This is a genomic window from Pilibacter termitis, from assembly GCF_900167335.1.
GTDB classification, from domain to species: Bacteria; Bacillota; Bacilli; order Lactobacillales; family Streptococcaceae; genus Pilibacter; species Pilibacter termitis.
In genome coordinates, this window is record NZ_FUXI01000032.1 from 1 (window position 1) to 15,562 (window position 15,562).

15 protein-coding genes and 2 pseudogenes are annotated in these 15,562 nt (G+C 38.5%); 11 read left to right on the forward strand and 6 right to left on the reverse strand.

The annotated features are described in order from the left end of the window. Positions 1-346: 346 nt before the first annotated feature. From racE to cbpB, 4 genes are all read left to right on the forward strand, one after another. Positions 347-1,168, forward strand: coding sequence for a glutamate racemase (gene racE, locus B5D30_RS11210; protein ID WP_078808187.1), 822 nt, complete (start codon positions 347-349; stop codon positions 1,166-1,168). Further along, positions 1,155-2,516 carry a ribonuclease PH gene (gene rph / locus B5D30_RS11215; protein ID WP_078808163.1) on the forward strand — a complete coding sequence of 454 codons (1,362 nt, stop codon included), beginning with the start codon at positions 1,155-1,157 and terminating at the stop codon, positions 2,514-2,516. The genes racE and rph overlap by 14 nt, the downstream gene beginning before the upstream one ends. A 19-nt stretch (positions 2,517-2,535) precedes the next feature. Continuing rightward, positions 2,536-3,054, forward strand: a complete 519-nt coding sequence (locus tag B5D30_RS11220; RefSeq protein WP_078808164.1) for a metallophosphoesterase — start codon at positions 2,536-2,538, stop codon at positions 3,052-3,054. A 106-nt stretch (positions 3,055-3,160) separates the two neighbouring features. After that, positions 3,161-3,676: a cyclic-di-AMP-binding protein CbpB gene (cbpB, locus tag B5D30_RS11225; RefSeq protein ID WP_078808165.1), complete on the forward strand. Its 516-nt coding sequence runs from the start codon at positions 3,161-3,163 to the stop codon at positions 3,674-3,676. A gap of 75 nt (positions 3,677-3,751) precedes the next feature. Here the strand turns inward: cbpB and B5D30_RS11230 are convergent, their stop codons facing one another. Further along, on the reverse strand, positions 3,752-4,645 hold the full coding sequence (locus B5D30_RS11230) for a helix-turn-helix domain-containing protein (RefSeq protein ID WP_144399587.1): 894 nt from the start codon (positions 4,643-4,645) through the stop codon (positions 3,752-3,754). Between the two features lie 305 nt (positions 4,646-4,950). On the opposite strand from B5D30_RS11230, the gene B5D30_RS11235 reads away from it, so the two are divergent. Continuing rightward, complete coding sequence (locus B5D30_RS11235) at positions 4,951-5,664, forward strand: YebC/PmpR family DNA-binding transcriptional regulator (protein ID WP_078808167.1); 714 nt, start codon at positions 4,951-4,953, stop codon at positions 5,662-5,664. Between the two features lie 120 nt (positions 5,665-5,784). Here the strand turns inward: B5D30_RS11235 and B5D30_RS11240 are convergent, their stop codons facing one another. After that, positions 5,785-6,846 carry a hypothetical protein gene (locus B5D30_RS11240; protein ID WP_078808168.1) on the reverse strand — a complete coding sequence of 354 codons (1,062 nt, stop codon included), beginning with the start codon at positions 6,844-6,846 and terminating at the stop codon, positions 5,785-5,787. Next, positions 6,843-7,454, reverse strand: coding sequence for an ATP-binding cassette domain-containing protein (locus B5D30_RS11245; protein WP_078808169.1), 612 nt, complete (start codon positions 7,452-7,454; stop codon positions 6,843-6,845). The genes B5D30_RS11240 and B5D30_RS11245 overlap by 4 nt, the downstream gene beginning before the upstream one ends. Positions 7,455-7,854: 400 nt before the next feature. On the opposite strand from B5D30_RS11245, the gene B5D30_RS13805 reads away from it, so the two are divergent. Next, positions 7,855-8,028, forward strand: coding sequence for a hypothetical protein (locus B5D30_RS13805; RefSeq protein ID WP_159443308.1), 174 nt, complete (start codon positions 7,855-7,857; stop codon positions 8,026-8,028). A 77-nt stretch (positions 8,029-8,105) separates the two neighbouring features. Here B5D30_RS13805 and B5D30_RS13810 read toward each other — a convergent pair whose 3' ends face one another. The 3 genes from B5D30_RS13810 to asnB form a co-directional block, all read right to left on the reverse strand. Then, on the reverse strand, positions 8,106-8,258 hold the full coding sequence (locus B5D30_RS13810; RefSeq protein ID WP_159443309.1) for a hypothetical protein: 153 nt from the start codon (positions 8,256-8,258) through the stop codon (positions 8,106-8,108). 75 nt (positions 8,259-8,333) lie between these two features. After that, on the reverse strand, positions 8,334-8,489 hold the full coding sequence (locus tag B5D30_RS13815; RefSeq protein ID WP_159443310.1) for a hypothetical protein: 156 nt from the start codon (positions 8,487-8,489) through the stop codon (positions 8,334-8,336). 157 nt (positions 8,490-8,646) lie between these two features. After that, positions 8,647-10,239 carry an asparagine synthase B gene (gene asnB, locus B5D30_RS11250; RefSeq protein WP_078808170.1) on the reverse strand — a complete coding sequence of 531 codons (1,593 nt, stop codon included), beginning with the start codon at positions 10,237-10,239 and terminating at the stop codon, positions 8,647-8,649. A 304-nt stretch (positions 10,240-10,543) separates the two neighbouring features. Between asnB and B5D30_RS11255 the strand changes: the two genes are divergently transcribed. The 5 genes and pseudogenes from B5D30_RS11255 to B5D30_RS11270 all read left to right on the forward strand — a co-directional run bounded on the left by B5D30_RS11255 (position 10,544) and on the right by B5D30_RS11270 (position 15,511). Then, positions 10,544-10,999 (forward strand): CtsR family transcriptional regulator, encoded by a 456-nt coding sequence (locus B5D30_RS11255; RefSeq protein ID WP_200806734.1) that lies wholly within the window; start codon positions 10,544-10,546, stop codon positions 10,997-10,999. Positions 11,000-11,020: 21 nt separating this feature from the next. Continuing rightward, a pseudogene (locus B5D30_RS14470) lies at positions 11,021-11,468 on the forward strand (Clp protease N-terminal domain-containing protein); the annotation flags it as partial. Between the two features lie 71 nt (positions 11,469-11,539). Further along, positions 11,540-13,516: pseudogene (locus tag B5D30_RS11260) on the forward strand (ATP-dependent Clp protease ATP-binding subunit); the annotation flags it as partial. Between the two features lie 127 nt (positions 13,517-13,643). Continuing rightward, positions 13,644-14,465: a pur operon repressor gene (gene purR / locus B5D30_RS11265; protein WP_078808173.1), complete on the forward strand. Its 822-nt coding sequence runs from the start codon at positions 13,644-13,646 to the stop codon at positions 14,463-14,465. 173 nt (positions 14,466-14,638) lie between these two features. Next, positions 14,639-15,511, forward strand: a complete 873-nt coding sequence (locus tag B5D30_RS11270; RefSeq protein ID WP_078808174.1) for a YitT family protein — start codon at positions 14,639-14,641, stop codon at positions 15,509-15,511. The last annotated feature ends 51 nt before the right edge of the window (positions 15,512-15,562 follow it).

Consider the following 15,562-nt stretch of genomic DNA (forward strand, 5'->3'; position numbering starts at 1 on the left):
GCAGACTTCAAAACGCCCTCTTCGCTTTTCTTTGTCTAGCTACGAGGGGCAGGAGTTTGGCAACTGTTCGCAGTGTCGCTCGAAACTAAAGTTTCGAGTAAATGAACAACGTGGCTCACTGTAGCAAACTTCAAAACGCCCCTCACCGCTTTTCTTGACGTCACATAGCTTTCATCAATTTCCTCGAAAACAAGAAAAACTAACTAATTTAGTCTTAAGCGGACTTTTTAGATGTCGTCTAAAATTCTTCCTACTATTTTATAAAATTTCAAATACAATACTTGAAAAAACAGCGGAAAAAGTAGAAAATGAAGTAAGGAAGTATTTGTTGTGGAAGGGAGCAGAAATGAACGAACAAGCAATCGGTTTCTTCGATTCAGGTGTGGGAGGATTGACGGTGGTGCGTGAGGTACTGCGGCAGTTGCCCAATGAAAAAATTGTTTATATTGGAGATACAGCACGTGCTCCTTATGGTCCGAGACCTAGTGAGCAGGTGGAAAAATTTAGTTGGGAATTGACGGAATTTTTATTGAAAAAAAAGGTGAAAATGCTTGTTATTGCTTGTAATACAGCGACAGCAGTGGCACTTGATGAGATAAAGAAAAAATTGGATATTCCTGTTGTTGGTGTTATTTTGCCGGGAAGTCGTGCGGCAATTAAGGCGAGTAAGGCGAATAAAATTGGGGTCATTGGAACGGTTGGCACCATTCGCTCGGCATCGTACGAGAGGATTTTGCGGGAAAAAAGTCCGAAAACAGAAGTTTACAGCCTTGCTTGCCCAAAATTTGTACCACTTGTAGAATCAAATGAGTTTCGATCAGCAATAGCGAAAAAAGTTGTGGCAGAAAGTTTGTTACCATTCAAATTGCAAAAGCCAGATGCTCTAATATTAGGTTGTACGCATTATCCACTTCTTCGTCCGATTATTCAACAGGCGATGGGAAGTGAAGTGGCACTAATCGATAGCGGTGCTGAAACGGTCAGTGACGTGTCTATGTTACTTGACTATTTTAATTTAAGTGCGAAGTATCGAAATGAAATTACGCATGAATTTTACACAACGGGAAGTGCGAGAATGTTTGAGGAAATTGCAGATAGTTGGCTTGGAAACATTAGTCGAACAATTGAACACGTGAATTTGGAGGAAATGAAAAATGCTACGACATGACGGTAGAGAATGGAATCAATTAAGAGCAGTTACAATAGAAACGAATGTGAACAAATATGCTGAGGGTTCTTCTCTTGTTACATTTGGTGAAACAAAAGTGCTTTGTACCGCTACTCTGGAGGAGAGCGTGCCGCCTTTTTTGTCAGGAAGCGGGAGTGGCTGGGTTACAGCGGAGTACAATATGTTGCCACGAGCTACGCATACAAGGTCAAAACGTGAGCGAAAAGGAAATCTCAAAGGTCGCACGCAAGAAATTGAACGACTGATTGGGAGAAGTTTACGTGCGGTGTGTGATTTGGAAAAATTAGGCGAGCGTTCTATTATTGTGGATTGTGACGTTTTACAGGCAGACGGAGGTACTCGTACCGCTGCAATTACAGGTGCATTTGTTGCATTAAAACTTGCTCTTGAGGCTCTTGTTTTTACTGGTGAGCTAAAGGAAGTGCCACTGAACAATACGGTATCAGCTGTAAGTGTCGGGATTTTGGAAAATGGAATGTTTGCACTTGATTTGGATTACCAAGAGGATTCTTCGGCAAATGTTGATATGAATATTGTCATGACAGGAACAGGCGAATTAGTGGAAATTCAAGGAACAGCTGAGGGGCGTACTTTTTCTACAAACGAATTAAACGAAATGCTCTCTCTAGCGACATATGGCATCACTTCTCTCCATGCTCATCAGCAGGAAGTGCTTGAAAAATCCGTAGTAAAAGCATTGCCGAGTGAAAGAAAAGAAATTATCATTGCAACGAAAAACGCTGGAAAGGCGAAAGAATTTGAGGCAATGTTTGCCAAAAAAGGTTACAAGGTGAAAACTTTGCTTGACTATCCAGAATTGCCTGATGTCGAAGAAACGGGTGTAACTTTCGAGGAAAACGCACGACTCAAGGCTGAGACGATCGCGAACATTTTGAAAAAGCCAGTTTTAGCAGATGATTCGGGGTTAATGGTGGATGTGTTAGGTGGATTTCCCGGAGTGTATTCGGCAAGATATTCTGAAATTCCGGGTGTCAGAAAAGCAACCGATAGCTCGAATATCGCTAAACTTTTGGGGGATTTGCATAGTGCATTTATCAAAGAAGAAAAAGTTACAGCACAGTTTCATTGCACGCTTGTTTTTGCAAAACCTGAGAGCGATAGCTTGGTAGTTTCTGCAGATTGGCATGGGGCGATTACGCCAATTCCTCGTGGAAACAATGGTTTTGGCTATGACCCGATTTTCCTTGTGGACGATTTTGGCAAAACGAGTGCAGAATTAAGTAGCGAAGAAAAAAATCAGATCTCTCATCGAGCAAAAGCAATGGAAAAATTGTCTCTTGTATGGGAAAATTGGTTGAACAATTAATCGAAGTGGAGGATACAGAATGAAATTTTTAGTGGTAAGTGATTCGCATGGGAAACGAGAGATACTAGAAGAAATCGTGGAAATTTGGCAAGGAAAAGTTGACGCTTTGTTTCATTGTGGCGATAGTGAACTTGCGAGCAATGATAAATTATGGGAGCATTTTTCTATCGTTGGTGGCAACATGGATTTTGACAGCGGCTATAAAAATACACAAGTGGTGAAACTTGGGAATGAAACAATTTTTGAAACACATGGTCATTTGTACGGCATAAATTTTCATTTTGACCGCTTGCTTTATGCAGGAGAAGAAGTAGGTGCGAGTGTTATTTTATATGGGCATTTGCATAAAATTTCTTGTGAAATGAACAACGGTGTATTGCTGTTAAATCCCGGAAGTATTTCACTTCCACGAGGAGAAATCATGAGAAAAGCCTATGCAGTTGTTGAGGCGACAGATGAAAAATATGTTATTCAATATTATAGCGACACACATGAGGCAATGAAAGATTTGTATTTTGAAATGAAAAAGTCTAAATAATTTTATAAAGTAAATGAATTTCTCGCATATAAGTTTTATTTCAGTTTCGAGTTATATAAAATAGAGTATAGAATGTAGAGGAACTGAATATAACGGAGGAGATTGTATGATAAATTCAGCAATTGAAAAGTTTTTATTGAAGAAAAAAGAGCATTATTTAATTTCGGCAGAAGATGTGGCAAATGTTTTTGTGAACAATCCACTTTCCCACGCACTGCTTGTTTTAACCAAGGTCAAATACTCGAAAATCCCTGTTTTAGATAAGGGAGACCGTTTTGTCGGATTGATTAGTTTATCAAATGTAACGGAGAAAATGGTAGATGTATTTGATACAGAAATGAAAGAGGAAGATTTTCCTACACTGACCGTAGCTGATGCTATGGAAGTCAACGTACCAACCGTAGATGAAGACTGGGAACTAGAAGAAGTGCTAAGTCTCATGGTGGACTATCCTTTCTTGCCAGTTGTCAATGACGCTCAATGTTTCAAAGGTATTTTGACGAGAAAAGAGCTGCTAAAAGCGGTCAATGCACTTGCTCATGAATTTGAGAAAGAATACCATATGATTCCCAAAGTGGAAAACGGTAGTAGTCAAAAAGTGAAGATTTTGATTGAAAATTAACCAAAAGAGGTTGGAAGTTTTAGCTCCCAGCCTCTTTTTTAATCAAATTTTTTTTTGTAAATTTTGAAACATAGCTCACCCTAACATTGAACCGTCAAGAAAATGTTTCATCGAATGTTTTTCTCGATATTCAGTAGGAGTCATTCCCGTTTCTTTTTTGTAAACTTTGAAAAAACGCACCGCATCCATAAATCCTAGCGATTCACTAATCTCGCTAATCGTGTATTCCGTCGTTGTCAGCAAGTTGTTGGCTTGTTTCACCTTGATTTGATGATAATAGGGAATAAATGTTTTCCCACGGTGAATTTTGATTAATTGTGAAATGACTTGTTTCTTCTGCTTGAAAATTTTCTCTAAATCATCAAGGTTGAAATACGCCTGTTTTTCCGTCATTAATTGTATTTCGATGAGGTTAATCAATTCTTCTTCGGAAATATAATTTGCGATTGCTTGCTCTATCCCTGTATTTTCAGTAGTTTCGATATATTTCCCGATTTCTTCGGCAAACAATTCGAGTAATGGCGTGATTTTATCCAAATGCTCCTCGTCAACCGTCGGAATACTCTCGTAGAGTTCTTCAAACTGAGGATTTGGAAATGTCTGCATTTTTTTCGTTAAATAAGGAGTATTTTCACGCCCAATGCCAATTAATCTTCTTTGACCAGCAAATAAAACAGCGATTAATTCCTCCTCTTCATTGAAAATCGGAATTGCCAGTGTGATCAAACTGAACGGACAGAGAAAACGGATAGGTGCTTTATTCATGCGGAAATAAGCAATCGCAAGCAAACTATTCCATTGATAAGAAAGTTCGATAGACTTAATTTTTTTGATTTCCTCGCAAAAAGGAATCGTATCACCCTTTGGGAGCAAGTGACTTCCGTCATTTAAAACAACGAAAACGGTCATGTTAATCACTTTTGAAAGCTCCTTTTCCCAATTTTGTAATAAATTTAGTAGTTTGTTCATTTTTTGCTCCAATAGTTTTTAATTCTGAATTATCAGAGACTTCCCCTTATCTATAAATGTAAAGGAAAGAGCATAAAAAATCAAATAAAATCTTGATTTTTTATTTGTAAAAAATGTTCAATAATTTGGAAAGACAACTTCTTATATTTTTTAGAGTGAATTTGCAGAAAATGATTTTTAAGCTGTTTTTCATTGAAAAATGCTTTAGGTTTTTGTATGATTGAATATGAGAAGAATAAATTAGATGAACTTGAAGAACGACTTGTTTTCTAAGTACGTTCAGTTCATATCTAGGAGGCTATCAAATGGGTAGAAAATGGGCAAATATCGTTGCCAAGAAAACAGCAAAAGACGGAGCAAACTCCCGTGTTTATGCGAAGTTTGGAATTGAAATTTATGCAGCAGCAAAATCAGGCGACCCAGATCCTGAAAGCAATCAGAAATTACGATTCGTTCTTGACCGTGCGAAACAGGCAGAAGTGCCACGACATATTATTGATAGAGCGATTGACAAAGCAAAAGGGAATACTGACGAGACATTTGTAGAAAATCGCTATGAAGGTTTTGGACCAAATGGCTCTATGATTATCGTGGATACGTTGACGAGCAATGTCAACCGTACCGCAGCAAATGTTCGTTCAGCATTTAACAAAAACGGCGGAAACATGGGCGTAAGTGGTGCCGTTAGTTATATGTTTGACAATACAGGCGTTATCACATTTGAAGGCGAAGATTCTGACGAAATTTTGGAATACTTAATGGAAAATGATGTAGACGTGCGTGATGTTTCCAATGAGGAAGGACATATCGTGGTTTACACTGAACCAGAGGCTTTACACGTGGCACTTTCAGTGTTAAAAGAAAAAGGAATTGAAAAATTTGATGTCACAGAACTTGAAATGATTGCTCAAAATGACATAACGCTCTCAGGCGACGACTTGACAACATTTGAAAAAATGATTGACACGTTGGAAGATGATGAAGACGTACAGAAAGTTTATCATAACGTAGATTTGTAATCAAAAGCAGGGTTTAGGAGTTTCCTAGACCTGTTTTTGTGTAAATTGTAAAACAAAAAAACAACCTACTCATAAGTCTGACATTTAATGGACTAGAATAGGTTGTTTAAAAATCTTTTTTTACTTATTTTTTATATTAAGCTCTTTTTGGAAAGTTCCTGTTACAATATCAAAGCTGTTGAGATATGCCGTAGGGATATATTGAGCGATTGTTTGGAGTGGTTGTAAAATTTTTGGTGCCACCACGCCTGCGACTAAAATTAAACCCGAGAGAAACAGAGAAGTCATTTTGTTTTTGCAAATGGACGTGATGAGAAATACGACATTTACGATAAAGACAATTGACAACATCTGTAAAATCAACGTTGGTAAAATCACTCCACCAACTTTTGCAAAATAAACTTCTCTCGTCTGTAATTGATAGTGAAGAATTGGGAAATCGACACTTCCAAAACCAAAGAAAATGGACGAGATAAGTGCTGCGAAAGAAAGTAGCAAAACAAATAACAGCAACGACAACACAACACCTGTCACAATATTTTTTAGCATGACCGTTTGTTTTTTCTGAGGCAATAAAATGCTCTTATTTATGCTCTCGTAATACGTCGAACCGTATAGGTTGGAGAGAATGAACACAATGCTCAACGTCAATAGGATAGGCAAAGTATAGCGAAAGAGTGACAATAAATATTGAATTGTAGTCACAGGAAAATCAGAGTTTTCAAATGTGAGATTCGTTTTAGCCAGCGAACGATACAGTTGTAAATCTCTGTCTAAGGCTTCAAGGACGCTTTTCTCAGGATTGTTCTTTGCAATAGCGTCTCTTGCTTTTTGCATATTTTTAATGTGCTGAGGATAGATGAATTTCCAATTCCCAGCGTTATAGTTTTTTAAAAACACTTTATCTTCTTCGATAATTTGAGTTGATTCAGCGATTGTTTGTTTTAGAAGAGTATAATGTTCAGAATTTTCGTCTAACTCTTTCAATTTCGCTTTTCCTTCTTCAATCGCCAAAGCATTTCTTGTTATATTCTCCTCTGTTTGAACACCTATGTTTATTTGTTGAGCGGCTCTATTATTCAGGAAAAGCATTCCCGCAATTACCATAAAAAGAATGATGACAGGTACCCAACTCAATTTACTTTTGAAGACTTTTTTCGATAAAAAGTTAAAATAATTCATAGTTGTGCGACCTCCATTTTTTTGTTTTGAATAGTTAATAGATAATCACAATATTCTTCAATGTCTTCTTTGTAGTGAGAGGAGAGCAAGACCATTTTTCCTTGTTGCTTGAGCGTTGTCAAAGCCTGAAATAAAATCCCTCGGCTTGCCTCATCTAGTCCATTTGTAATTTCGTCCATTAGCAAATAATTCGCTTGACTGACCAAATACATAGCAATTAGTACACGTTGTTTCATGCCTAGTGAATACTTTTTAATGGGCAGGTGAATATATTCTTCCATTTCCCATAGATGAATAATTTCCTCGATTTTCGCAGTAGATTTCCACTCTTTTTTGACAAATGTCAAATAATCCATACCAGACAAATTTGTATCAAACCACTCAGAAGTTTCAAAGTAGAAAAATTCTCGTTTGCTTTTATTTTCCCCAACAAGCTCAATTGTTCCCTTTTGAATCGGAATTAATTGTGTGATCGCTCGAAAAAGTGTCGTTTTCCCAGAACCATTCGTTGCGACAATGCCATAGAGCGTTCCTTTTTCAAAATGAAAAGAAAAATCTTCTAAAATGGTCTGTCTTGTGATAAGGGTTAGATTGTTGATAGACAGCATAGTTTCCCTCGCTTTCAATCGTTTTTTGCTTTTGTTTTTTTTCACAAAACCAGTATAACAAATCCGAAAATGGGGTGCAAGCGGTTTACTAAAGAGGTTTTTCGATTCTATTTCTATTAATAAAATAAAAAAAGTAGATTTATTGAAATCACTAAGACAAAAGATTTCATATAAAAAATAAATATAGACGATAAACCTAGATTTTTTGATTCATAAAAGACTATTGTTTATTTTATTTGAATAAATATACCTCGTTTTATGTAAAAATTTCCCATACGAGTTTAAGAATTGTTAAGAATTACCCCAAAAATGTTAAGAAAATATTTCGGAATCTTTGCTGTATTTGTTCTAAAATAAGGATATAGCAAAAGAGATTGTATGAACAGGGAGGAACATTTTGATGAAATTTTTTAAACAACCTTTAGCGTTATTATTGATTGTCTGGCTAATCGTCGCAGGTGCGGTGGTAGGCGTGGAGGATTTAATCGCCTCATGGGAAGTGCCATTTGCAGTAATCGCTGTTTTAATTGGTTACTTCATTCTTTTTCAGTCAAGGGAGAAACATATGAGATAGATAAATGTCTTAAAAAAGATAAACCGCATAAAATTCGTTTTGAAACGTTGATTTTATGTGGTTTATCTTTTTTTGAGTTAGCTAAAATCTGCTAATTTTTGATTTTTTCTAGGTTTTTTTGCTTTTCTTTGTCTAGCTCCGAAGTGCAGAAGTCTGGTGTCTGTTCGCAACAGCACTGGAAACTTCGTTTCCAGCAAGTAAATGCTGTGGCTCACTGCCACAGACTTCAAACCGCACTTCTCCGCTTTTCTTTGTCTAGCAAGAAGGGGCAGGAGTCTGGCAACTGCTCACAATGTCGCTTGAAGCTATGCTTCAAGTAAATAAACGACATGGTTCGCTGTTGCAGACTCCAGACCGCCCCTCTTTGCTTTTCTTTGTCTAGTTCCGAAGTGCAGAAGTCTGGTGTCTGTTCGCAGTGCCGCTAGAAACTTCGTTTCTAGCAAGTAAACGGCACGGCTCACTGCCACAGACTTCCAACCGCCCTTCTCCGCTTTTCTTTGTCTAGCACCGAGGGGCAGGAGTCTGGCAACTGCTCACAATGTCGCTTGAAGCTATGCTTCAAGTAAATAAACGACATGGTTCGCTGTTGCAGACTCCTAACGCCCCTCTTTGCTTTTCTTATTTTCCGCTATCGCCGTAGTTTGATAGGACACGAGCGGAAGGGTCGTTTACTTCCTCTCCTACCCATTCTTTGTTTGGCATCCAGAAATCTTTGACCCAGTGGGCTTGGTTTGGATAAAATTCTTCGAAGATTTCACGGTAGAGAAGGGATTCTCTTGTGAAAGGTGTCGCATATTTGTATTTTTCATGTGCGTTTGCGACATCTTCATCTGTATAACGCTCCTCGGCATATTCTTTTAGATAGTCAACTAAAGAATGTCCTACCGCATCTGAAAATGCAGCTTTTTCACGATACAGAATAGAATTTGGTAAAATATTGCTGTTTTCAAATGCTTTACGCAAAAGATATTTTCCTTGACCATAAACATTCATTTTGCGTGCAGGATTGATACTCATGACGAAGTTTGCAAAGTCTAAATCGGCAAATGGTACACGTGCCTCAAGTGAGTGAGCCGCAAGGCATCTGTCTGCACGAAGAACGTCATACATATAAAGCTCACGCACACGTTTTTGTGCCTCACGCTGAAATTCTCGTGCGTTTGGGGCAAAATCGGTATATTTGTAACCGAACATTTCATCACTTACTTCACCTGTCAACAACACTTTCAAATCAGTGTTTTCGTGAATATATTTACAAATCAAATACATTCCAACAGACGCACGAATAGTGGTAATGTCATAAGTTTCCAAATGATAAATGACTTCTCTCAACGCACCAAGCACGTCTTCTTTTGTCATGATGACTTCTGTATGCTCGCTCTTGATAAAGTCTGCCACTTCTTTGGCATATTTCAAGTCAATAGGGTCGCTTTCCATTCCGATTGCAAATGTTTGAATAGGCGTAGGAAGTTCTTTTTGAGCAATCGCACAAACTAATGAAGAGTCTAGTCCACCAGAGAGCAAAAAGCCCATTGGAGCGTCAGCGTGTAGTCGTTTGATAATGCCACGAGTTAATTTTTCCTGAATACCTTGAGCGATTTCCTCGACAGGTAGCTCAATCATTTGTTTTGTGTTGCCGATGTCATTAAATTGCACGAAACTTCCGTTTGCATAGTAATGTCCGGGCGGAAACGGATGAACTTCTTGGCAAAACGGCATTAATGCTTTTGCCTCGCTGGCAAAGGCGATTTTTAATGGGTCAGCTGTGGTATAGCCGTAAAACAGCGGGCGAATACCAAACGGGTCACGAGCTGCGTAAAGATCGCCAGTTTTTGTATCGGCAATTACGAGTGAAAATTCAGCATCTAACATTCGTGACATAGCTTTCATGCCAAGTTCTTCAAATAAAGGTAAAAGCACTTCACAATCACTTTCAGAGTGGAATTCATATCCTTTTTCTTTCAAAAATGCTTTTAATTCTTCAAAATTGTAAATCTCACCGTTACACATTGCGATTTTGCCATTCAATTGAAATGGCTGACTACCATTGGTAGATAAGTCCATAATCGACAAACGTGCAAATCCAAACAACATACCACCCTCTTGGATGAATTGGGCATCATCGGGTCCACGATGTTGGATATTATTGAACCCTTCCTTCCATTTTTCTATTGATAGCTTGTCTGTACTGGAAAAAACATATCCACACATACGCTCACCTCATTCTTTTTAATTTTCAAAATATTTTATAGTGATACTGCTAAAAACGAGCATTTTTTGAGGAATGCACTTTTTAGAGGTATAGAATACATTTTATCCTAAAATGAAAGAAATAGCACGTAAAAATTTTAAAAAATACTGCATATTCTTTCCAAACGAGCGAGAAATCTCGTATAATAAACTTATGTCAAATTAGGTCAAAGCAGAAAAAAGGTTGAAATGACTGTTTTTCTTGCAAAAAGAAACGAAAAAACATGGATTTTTTGAGTGCCAAAATTTTTTATAAGGGGGCGAAGTGAAGATGCGGAATGCAAGCGATGAGATAGAAGAATATTTAAAGCAGTTGTTGCAAGAAAATGGCATTATTGAGATTAAACGTCAAGATATGGCACTTCGTTTTAATGTGGTACCGAGCCAGATTAATTATGTCATCAAAACTCGTTTTACGCTCCCGAAAGGTTATACGGTGGAAAGCAAACGTGGTGGCGGCGGATATATTCGCATTGTCAAAGTAAAGTTTAGCGATTTGCATAGCTTTCTAGGGAAAATTAAGCGACTGATTGGAACGGAAATTTCCATACAGGACACAAAAGGGATTTTGATGTATCTCTTTGAGGAAAAAATTATCACAGAGCGTGAGGCAGAGTTAATGCTGAGTGTTTTAGAAGAAGATGTCATTCAACAAGATAGTGATAGAGCTATTTTGTTAAACAGAATGTTGATGTGTATTGATATGATGAACGGTAGATAAAAACGGACAAGGAGAGTACGGATGAACGAATTATTTAGTGCTAGAGCAAGAAAAGTGCTAGAAATTGCACAAGATGAGGCGAAACGTTTTAAACATAGAAGTGTTGGAAGTGAGCATTTGCTTTTGGCATTGGCAATTGAAACAGAGGGAATCGCAGGAAAGACTTTGCGAGGCATTGATGCAAATGTCGAAGAAATACGTGAAGAAATTGAGACGGTGACAGGTTTTGGAACGGTGAAAAATTATCCAAAAGGCACGTATTTACCGTATTCTCCACGCACTCGCCAAGTGATGAATTATGCAGGAGATGAGGCGAAACGTCTTGGTGCTCCAAGTATTGGAACGGAGCATTTGTTGTTAGGATTGTTGCGTGATAGAGAAATTTTGGCAAGTCGCATTTTGAGCAATCTCGGTTTGAGTATTGGACGTGTGCGGAGCCATTTGTTGCAGAGAATGGGCGTTCCTGAGGGAAAAGAAAGTTGGATGAACCCGACAGCACAGCCACAAAAACCACCACAAAGAGAGAGCAGAAAATCTAAAACGCCAACTCTTGATTCTTTGGCACGTGATTTGACGAATATGGCAAGCGAGCAAAAACTAGACCCAGTAGTTGGACGTGAAAGCGAAGTACGTCGTCTGATTCAAATTCTTTCACGTAGAACGAAAAATAATCCAGTGCTTGTTGGTGAGCCGGGTGTCGGGAAAACGGCGATTGCAGAAGGACTTGCTCAGCGTATTGTCAGCGGTGAAGTGCCAGAGGATATGCGACAAAAACGTTTGATGATGTTGGATATGGGCTCCCTCGTTGCGGGAACGAAATATCGTGGGGAATTTGAAGACCGTTTGAAAAAAATTGTTGAAGAAATTTTCAATGACGGAGAAGTGATTTTGTTCATTGATGAACTTCATACACTGATTGGTGCGGGCGGTGCTGAGGGGGCAATTGATGCGTCCAATATCTTAAAACCAGCTCTCGCACGTGGGGAGTTGCAAACAATTGGTGCGACAACACTTGATGAGTTTCAAAAATATGTGGAAAAAGATTCAGCACTAGAACGTCGTTTTGCACGTGTTGCTGTCGAAGAACCGAGTGCCATTGAGGCGATTGAAATTCTCAAAGGATTGCGTGAACGTTATGAAAAACATCACAATGTGGAAATTACAGATGAGGCAGTAGAGGCAGCGGTGAATTTATCGGTTCGCTATATTAATTCTCGTCAATTACCAGACAAAGCGATTGATTTGATTGATGAGGCGAGTGCAAAAGTGCGATTAGACGAGACAAGTACGCCGAGCGATTTACTTGCGTGGCGAGAAAGAAAAGAAGAATTTGCCCGCTTGAAAGAGGAGGCAATTGTTAATACACAGTTTGCACTTGCTGCACAATATCGTGAAAAAGAGCAAAAAGCGACACAACGGCTTGCTCGTTTGGAAGAAAAATATCACGCAGTAGAGCATGAGAAAAAACAAGTCAAAGAAGAAGATGTTGCGGAAGTGGTCTCACTTTGGACAGGTGTTCCACTGACACAGCTAGAGAAAAAGGAAAGCGAGCGACTCCTAGAGCTTGAAAAAATTCTTCATCAGCGTGTGGTTGGGCAAAATATGGCAGTAGAGGCGATTAGTCGTGCCATTCGCCGAGCGAGAAGTGGACTAAAAGACCCGAATCGTCCGATTGGTTCGTTCATGTTCTTAGGACCAACAGGTGTTGGGAAAACGGAGCTTGCAAAAGCACTTGCCGAGGCGGTATTTGGGAGCGAGGATGCACTTGTTCGTGTGGATATGACAGAGTTTATGGAGAAATATTCTACAAGTCGTTTGATTGGTTCGCCTCCGGGATATGTCGGCTATGACGAGGGCGGACAGCTCACCGAGAAAATTCGCCAAAAACCTTATAGCGTAATTTTGCTAGACGAGGTGGAAAAAGCTCACCCAGATGTGTTCAATATCTTGCTCCAAGTGCTAGATGACGGACATTTGACGGATTCTAAAGGCAGAAAAGTAGACTTTAGAAATACCATTTTGATTATGACAAGTAATCTAGGAGCTACGGCACTTAGGGAAGAAAAATCCGTAGGTTTTGGAGCGAAAGATTATTCTCAAGACTTTAGGAAAATGGAAAAACGCATTTTGGAAGAATTGAAAAAAGCGTTTCGTCCAGAGTTTGTCAATCGTATTGACGAAACAGTTGTTTTCCGCAATCTCGAAAAAGCGGAATTGCATGAAATTGTTAAAATCATGAGTAAGTCGATTATTAATCGCTTGAAAGAACAAAATATCCACATTAAAATTACGCCGAGTGCGATTGATGTGATTGCCTCTGTTGGTTTCGATATAGAATACGGAGCAAGACCGATTCGCCGTGCTTTGCAAAAAGAAGTAGAAGATAGATTGAGCGAGGCATTGCTAAGTGGTCAATTTACATCAGGAGATGTGGTGACAGTCGGAGCAAGTAAGGGAAAAATTTCTTTAAATATCAAGAAAAAACAAGAGAAAAAGCAAAAAATTGCTACGCATTGATCGGAAAAATGAGGTTAGAGATGTCTAGCCTCATTTTTTATGAACATTTTATAGAAAATTCTAGCCAAACATTCGTTTTTTTGATAAAATACAAACGATAAAAAAAGAAGGAATGGTACAACGGAAAATGAAAACAAGAAGAAGCGAACGTTTAATTGACATGACACAATTTTTGATGAATCAGCCACATGAGTTAGTGAGTTTGACGTATTTTGCAGAAAAATATAGCTCAGCAAAGTCTAGTATTTCCGAAGATTTGACGATTATCAAACGTACTTTTAAATCACGAGGCTTTGGAGAGTTAAAAACCATTCCAGGTGCAACAGGAGGGGTGAAATTTATCCCGAAAATTCCTGAAGAACTTGCTCGTGAAATGATTGACGAGTTGTGTGAAAAATTAAGTGATGAGGATAGACTTTTGCCGGGAGGCTATGTTTATCTAAGTGACTTACTCGGTCAGCCAAATCTTCTTCGTAAAGTGGGGCAAATTATTGCCAGCAAATATTGCGACAAGGAAGTAGATGCTGTCATGACCGTTGCCACAAAAGGTGTGCCAATTGCTCAGGCGGTAAGTAATTTTTTAAATGTACCATTTGTTATCGTGCGTCGTGATTCTAAAATTACCGAAGGAGCAACGGTGAGCGTGAATTATGCGAGTGGAAGTAGTCACAGAATTGAAAAAATGGAATTGTCCAAACGTAGCTTAAAGAGTGGCAGTCGTGTGTTGGTAGTAGATGACTTCATGAAAGGAGGAGGCACTGCTCACGGTATGGAGAGCCTTATCGAAGAATTTGATTGCGAACTTGCAGGCATTTGCGTGTTTGCGGAAAGTCGCTTTAACGGCGAGAGAAGTGTGAGTGACTATGACTCCTTGCTTTTTGTTCAAGATGTAGACACGAAAACAAAGAGTATTACGGTTGTTCCAGGGAATATTTTTAACAAAGAATAAGAGAAAGACTAGGACAATACTAGAAAAAATGAAGATTGTCCTAGTCTTTATTTTTTTATAAAGCTCCTTAAAGAAAATTGTTTATCAAAAAAAATGAAACTTTCCATTGAGTTTCCTACTCTTTTCCGTTATGCTTATACAGTACATAAAAAAAGGTTAATGAGGAAAAGAAAATGTTTGAGAAATTACAGGATTTACCTTTAGAGAGCTACTCTAAGAAGTTTTCAGCGAGTCTTGTCTATGGTTTGCTTTCAAGTGTTGCGGTCAATTTCTTTTTTCAGCCGGGGCATATTTACTCAAGCGGGGCGACAGGAATGGCTCAGATTTTGACGACTCTTTCGACAAGTGTGTTGGGGGTGAAAATTCCTGTTTCACTAACGCTTTATGCGATAAATTTACCGCTTTTTTTTCTAGCGTGGCGATTTTTAGGGCGAAGATTTACGATATTTACGGTTTTAACCGTAACGCTTTCTTCATTTATGATTCATTTGTTGCCTGAAACGAAGCTAACGCCTGATCCTGTAATTAATGCGGTATTTGGCGGAGCGGTCAATGGTGTGGGAATTGGGTATGCACTAAGAAATGGTTTGTCAAGTGGTGGACTTGATATTGTGAGTCTGTCCATTCGCAAAAAAACGGGACATTCTGTTGGCACTATTTCTACTATATTTAACCTAGGAATAATGTTGGTTGCGGGCTATTTATTCGGTTGGCAATACGCTCTTTATACTATGATGACTATTTTTGTAACAGGACGTGTGACGGATGCGATTTTTACGAAGCAAAAGAAAATGCAAGTGATGATTGTAACAAAAAATCCAGAAGGTGTCATAAGTTGTATTCAAGAAGAAATGCACCGAGGCGTAACGATTATTCACGGGGCAGAAGGGGCGTATTCGCATGAGCGTCAGACGGTTTTGATTACAATTATCACACGTTTTGAAATTTCTCATCTAAAAGAAATCATGGCATATTCAGATCCAAATGCGTTCGTTTCGATTTCTGAAAATGTTAAAATCCTTGGGAATTTTAATGAAGATTTGTAATAGGGCTTACGAAAATTTTAAATTTCTTTCAAATAAAATTGATGAAACAAC

Excerpts from the sequence above, each read along its gene's own strand:
- racE (WP_078808187.1), top strand. The coding sequence starts at position 347 with ATGAACGAACAAGCAATCGGTTTCTTCGATTCAGGTGTGGGAGGATTG.
- rph (WP_078808163.1), top strand. The coding sequence starts at position 1,155 with ATGCTACGACATGACGGTAGAGAATGGAATCAATTAAGAGCAGTTACA.
- B5D30_RS11220 (WP_078808164.1), top strand. The coding sequence starts at position 2,536 with ATGAAATTTTTAGTGGTAAGTGATTCGCATGGGAAACGAGAGATACTA.
- cbpB (WP_078808165.1), top strand. The coding sequence starts at position 3,161 with ATGATAAATTCAGCAATTGAAAAGTTTTTATTGAAGAAAAAAGAGCAT.
- B5D30_RS11230 (WP_144399587.1), bottom strand. The coding sequence starts at position 4,645 with ATGAACAAACTACTAAATTTATTACAAAATTGGGAAAAGGAGCTTTCA.
- B5D30_RS11235 (WP_078808167.1), top strand. The coding sequence starts at position 4,951 with ATGGGTAGAAAATGGGCAAATATCGTTGCCAAGAAAACAGCAAAAGAC.
- B5D30_RS11240 (WP_078808168.1), bottom strand. The coding sequence starts at position 6,846 with ATGAATTATTTTAACTTTTTATCGAAAAAAGTCTTCAAAAGTAAATTG.
- B5D30_RS11245 (WP_078808169.1), bottom strand. The coding sequence starts at position 7,454 with ATGCTGTCTATCAACAATCTAACCCTTATCACAAGACAGACCATTTTA.
- B5D30_RS13805 (WP_159443308.1), top strand. The coding sequence starts at position 7,855 with ATGAAATTTTTTAAACAACCTTTAGCGTTATTATTGATTGTCTGGCTA.
- asnB (WP_078808170.1), bottom strand. The coding sequence starts at position 10,239 with ATGTGTGGATATGTTTTTTCCAGTACAGACAAGCTATCAATAGAAAAA.
- purR (WP_078808173.1), top strand. The coding sequence starts at position 13,644 with ATGAAAACAAGAAGAAGCGAACGTTTAATTGACATGACACAATTTTTG.
- B5D30_RS11270 (WP_078808174.1), top strand. The coding sequence starts at position 14,639 with ATGTTTGAGAAATTACAGGATTTACCTTTAGAGAGCTACTCTAAGAAG.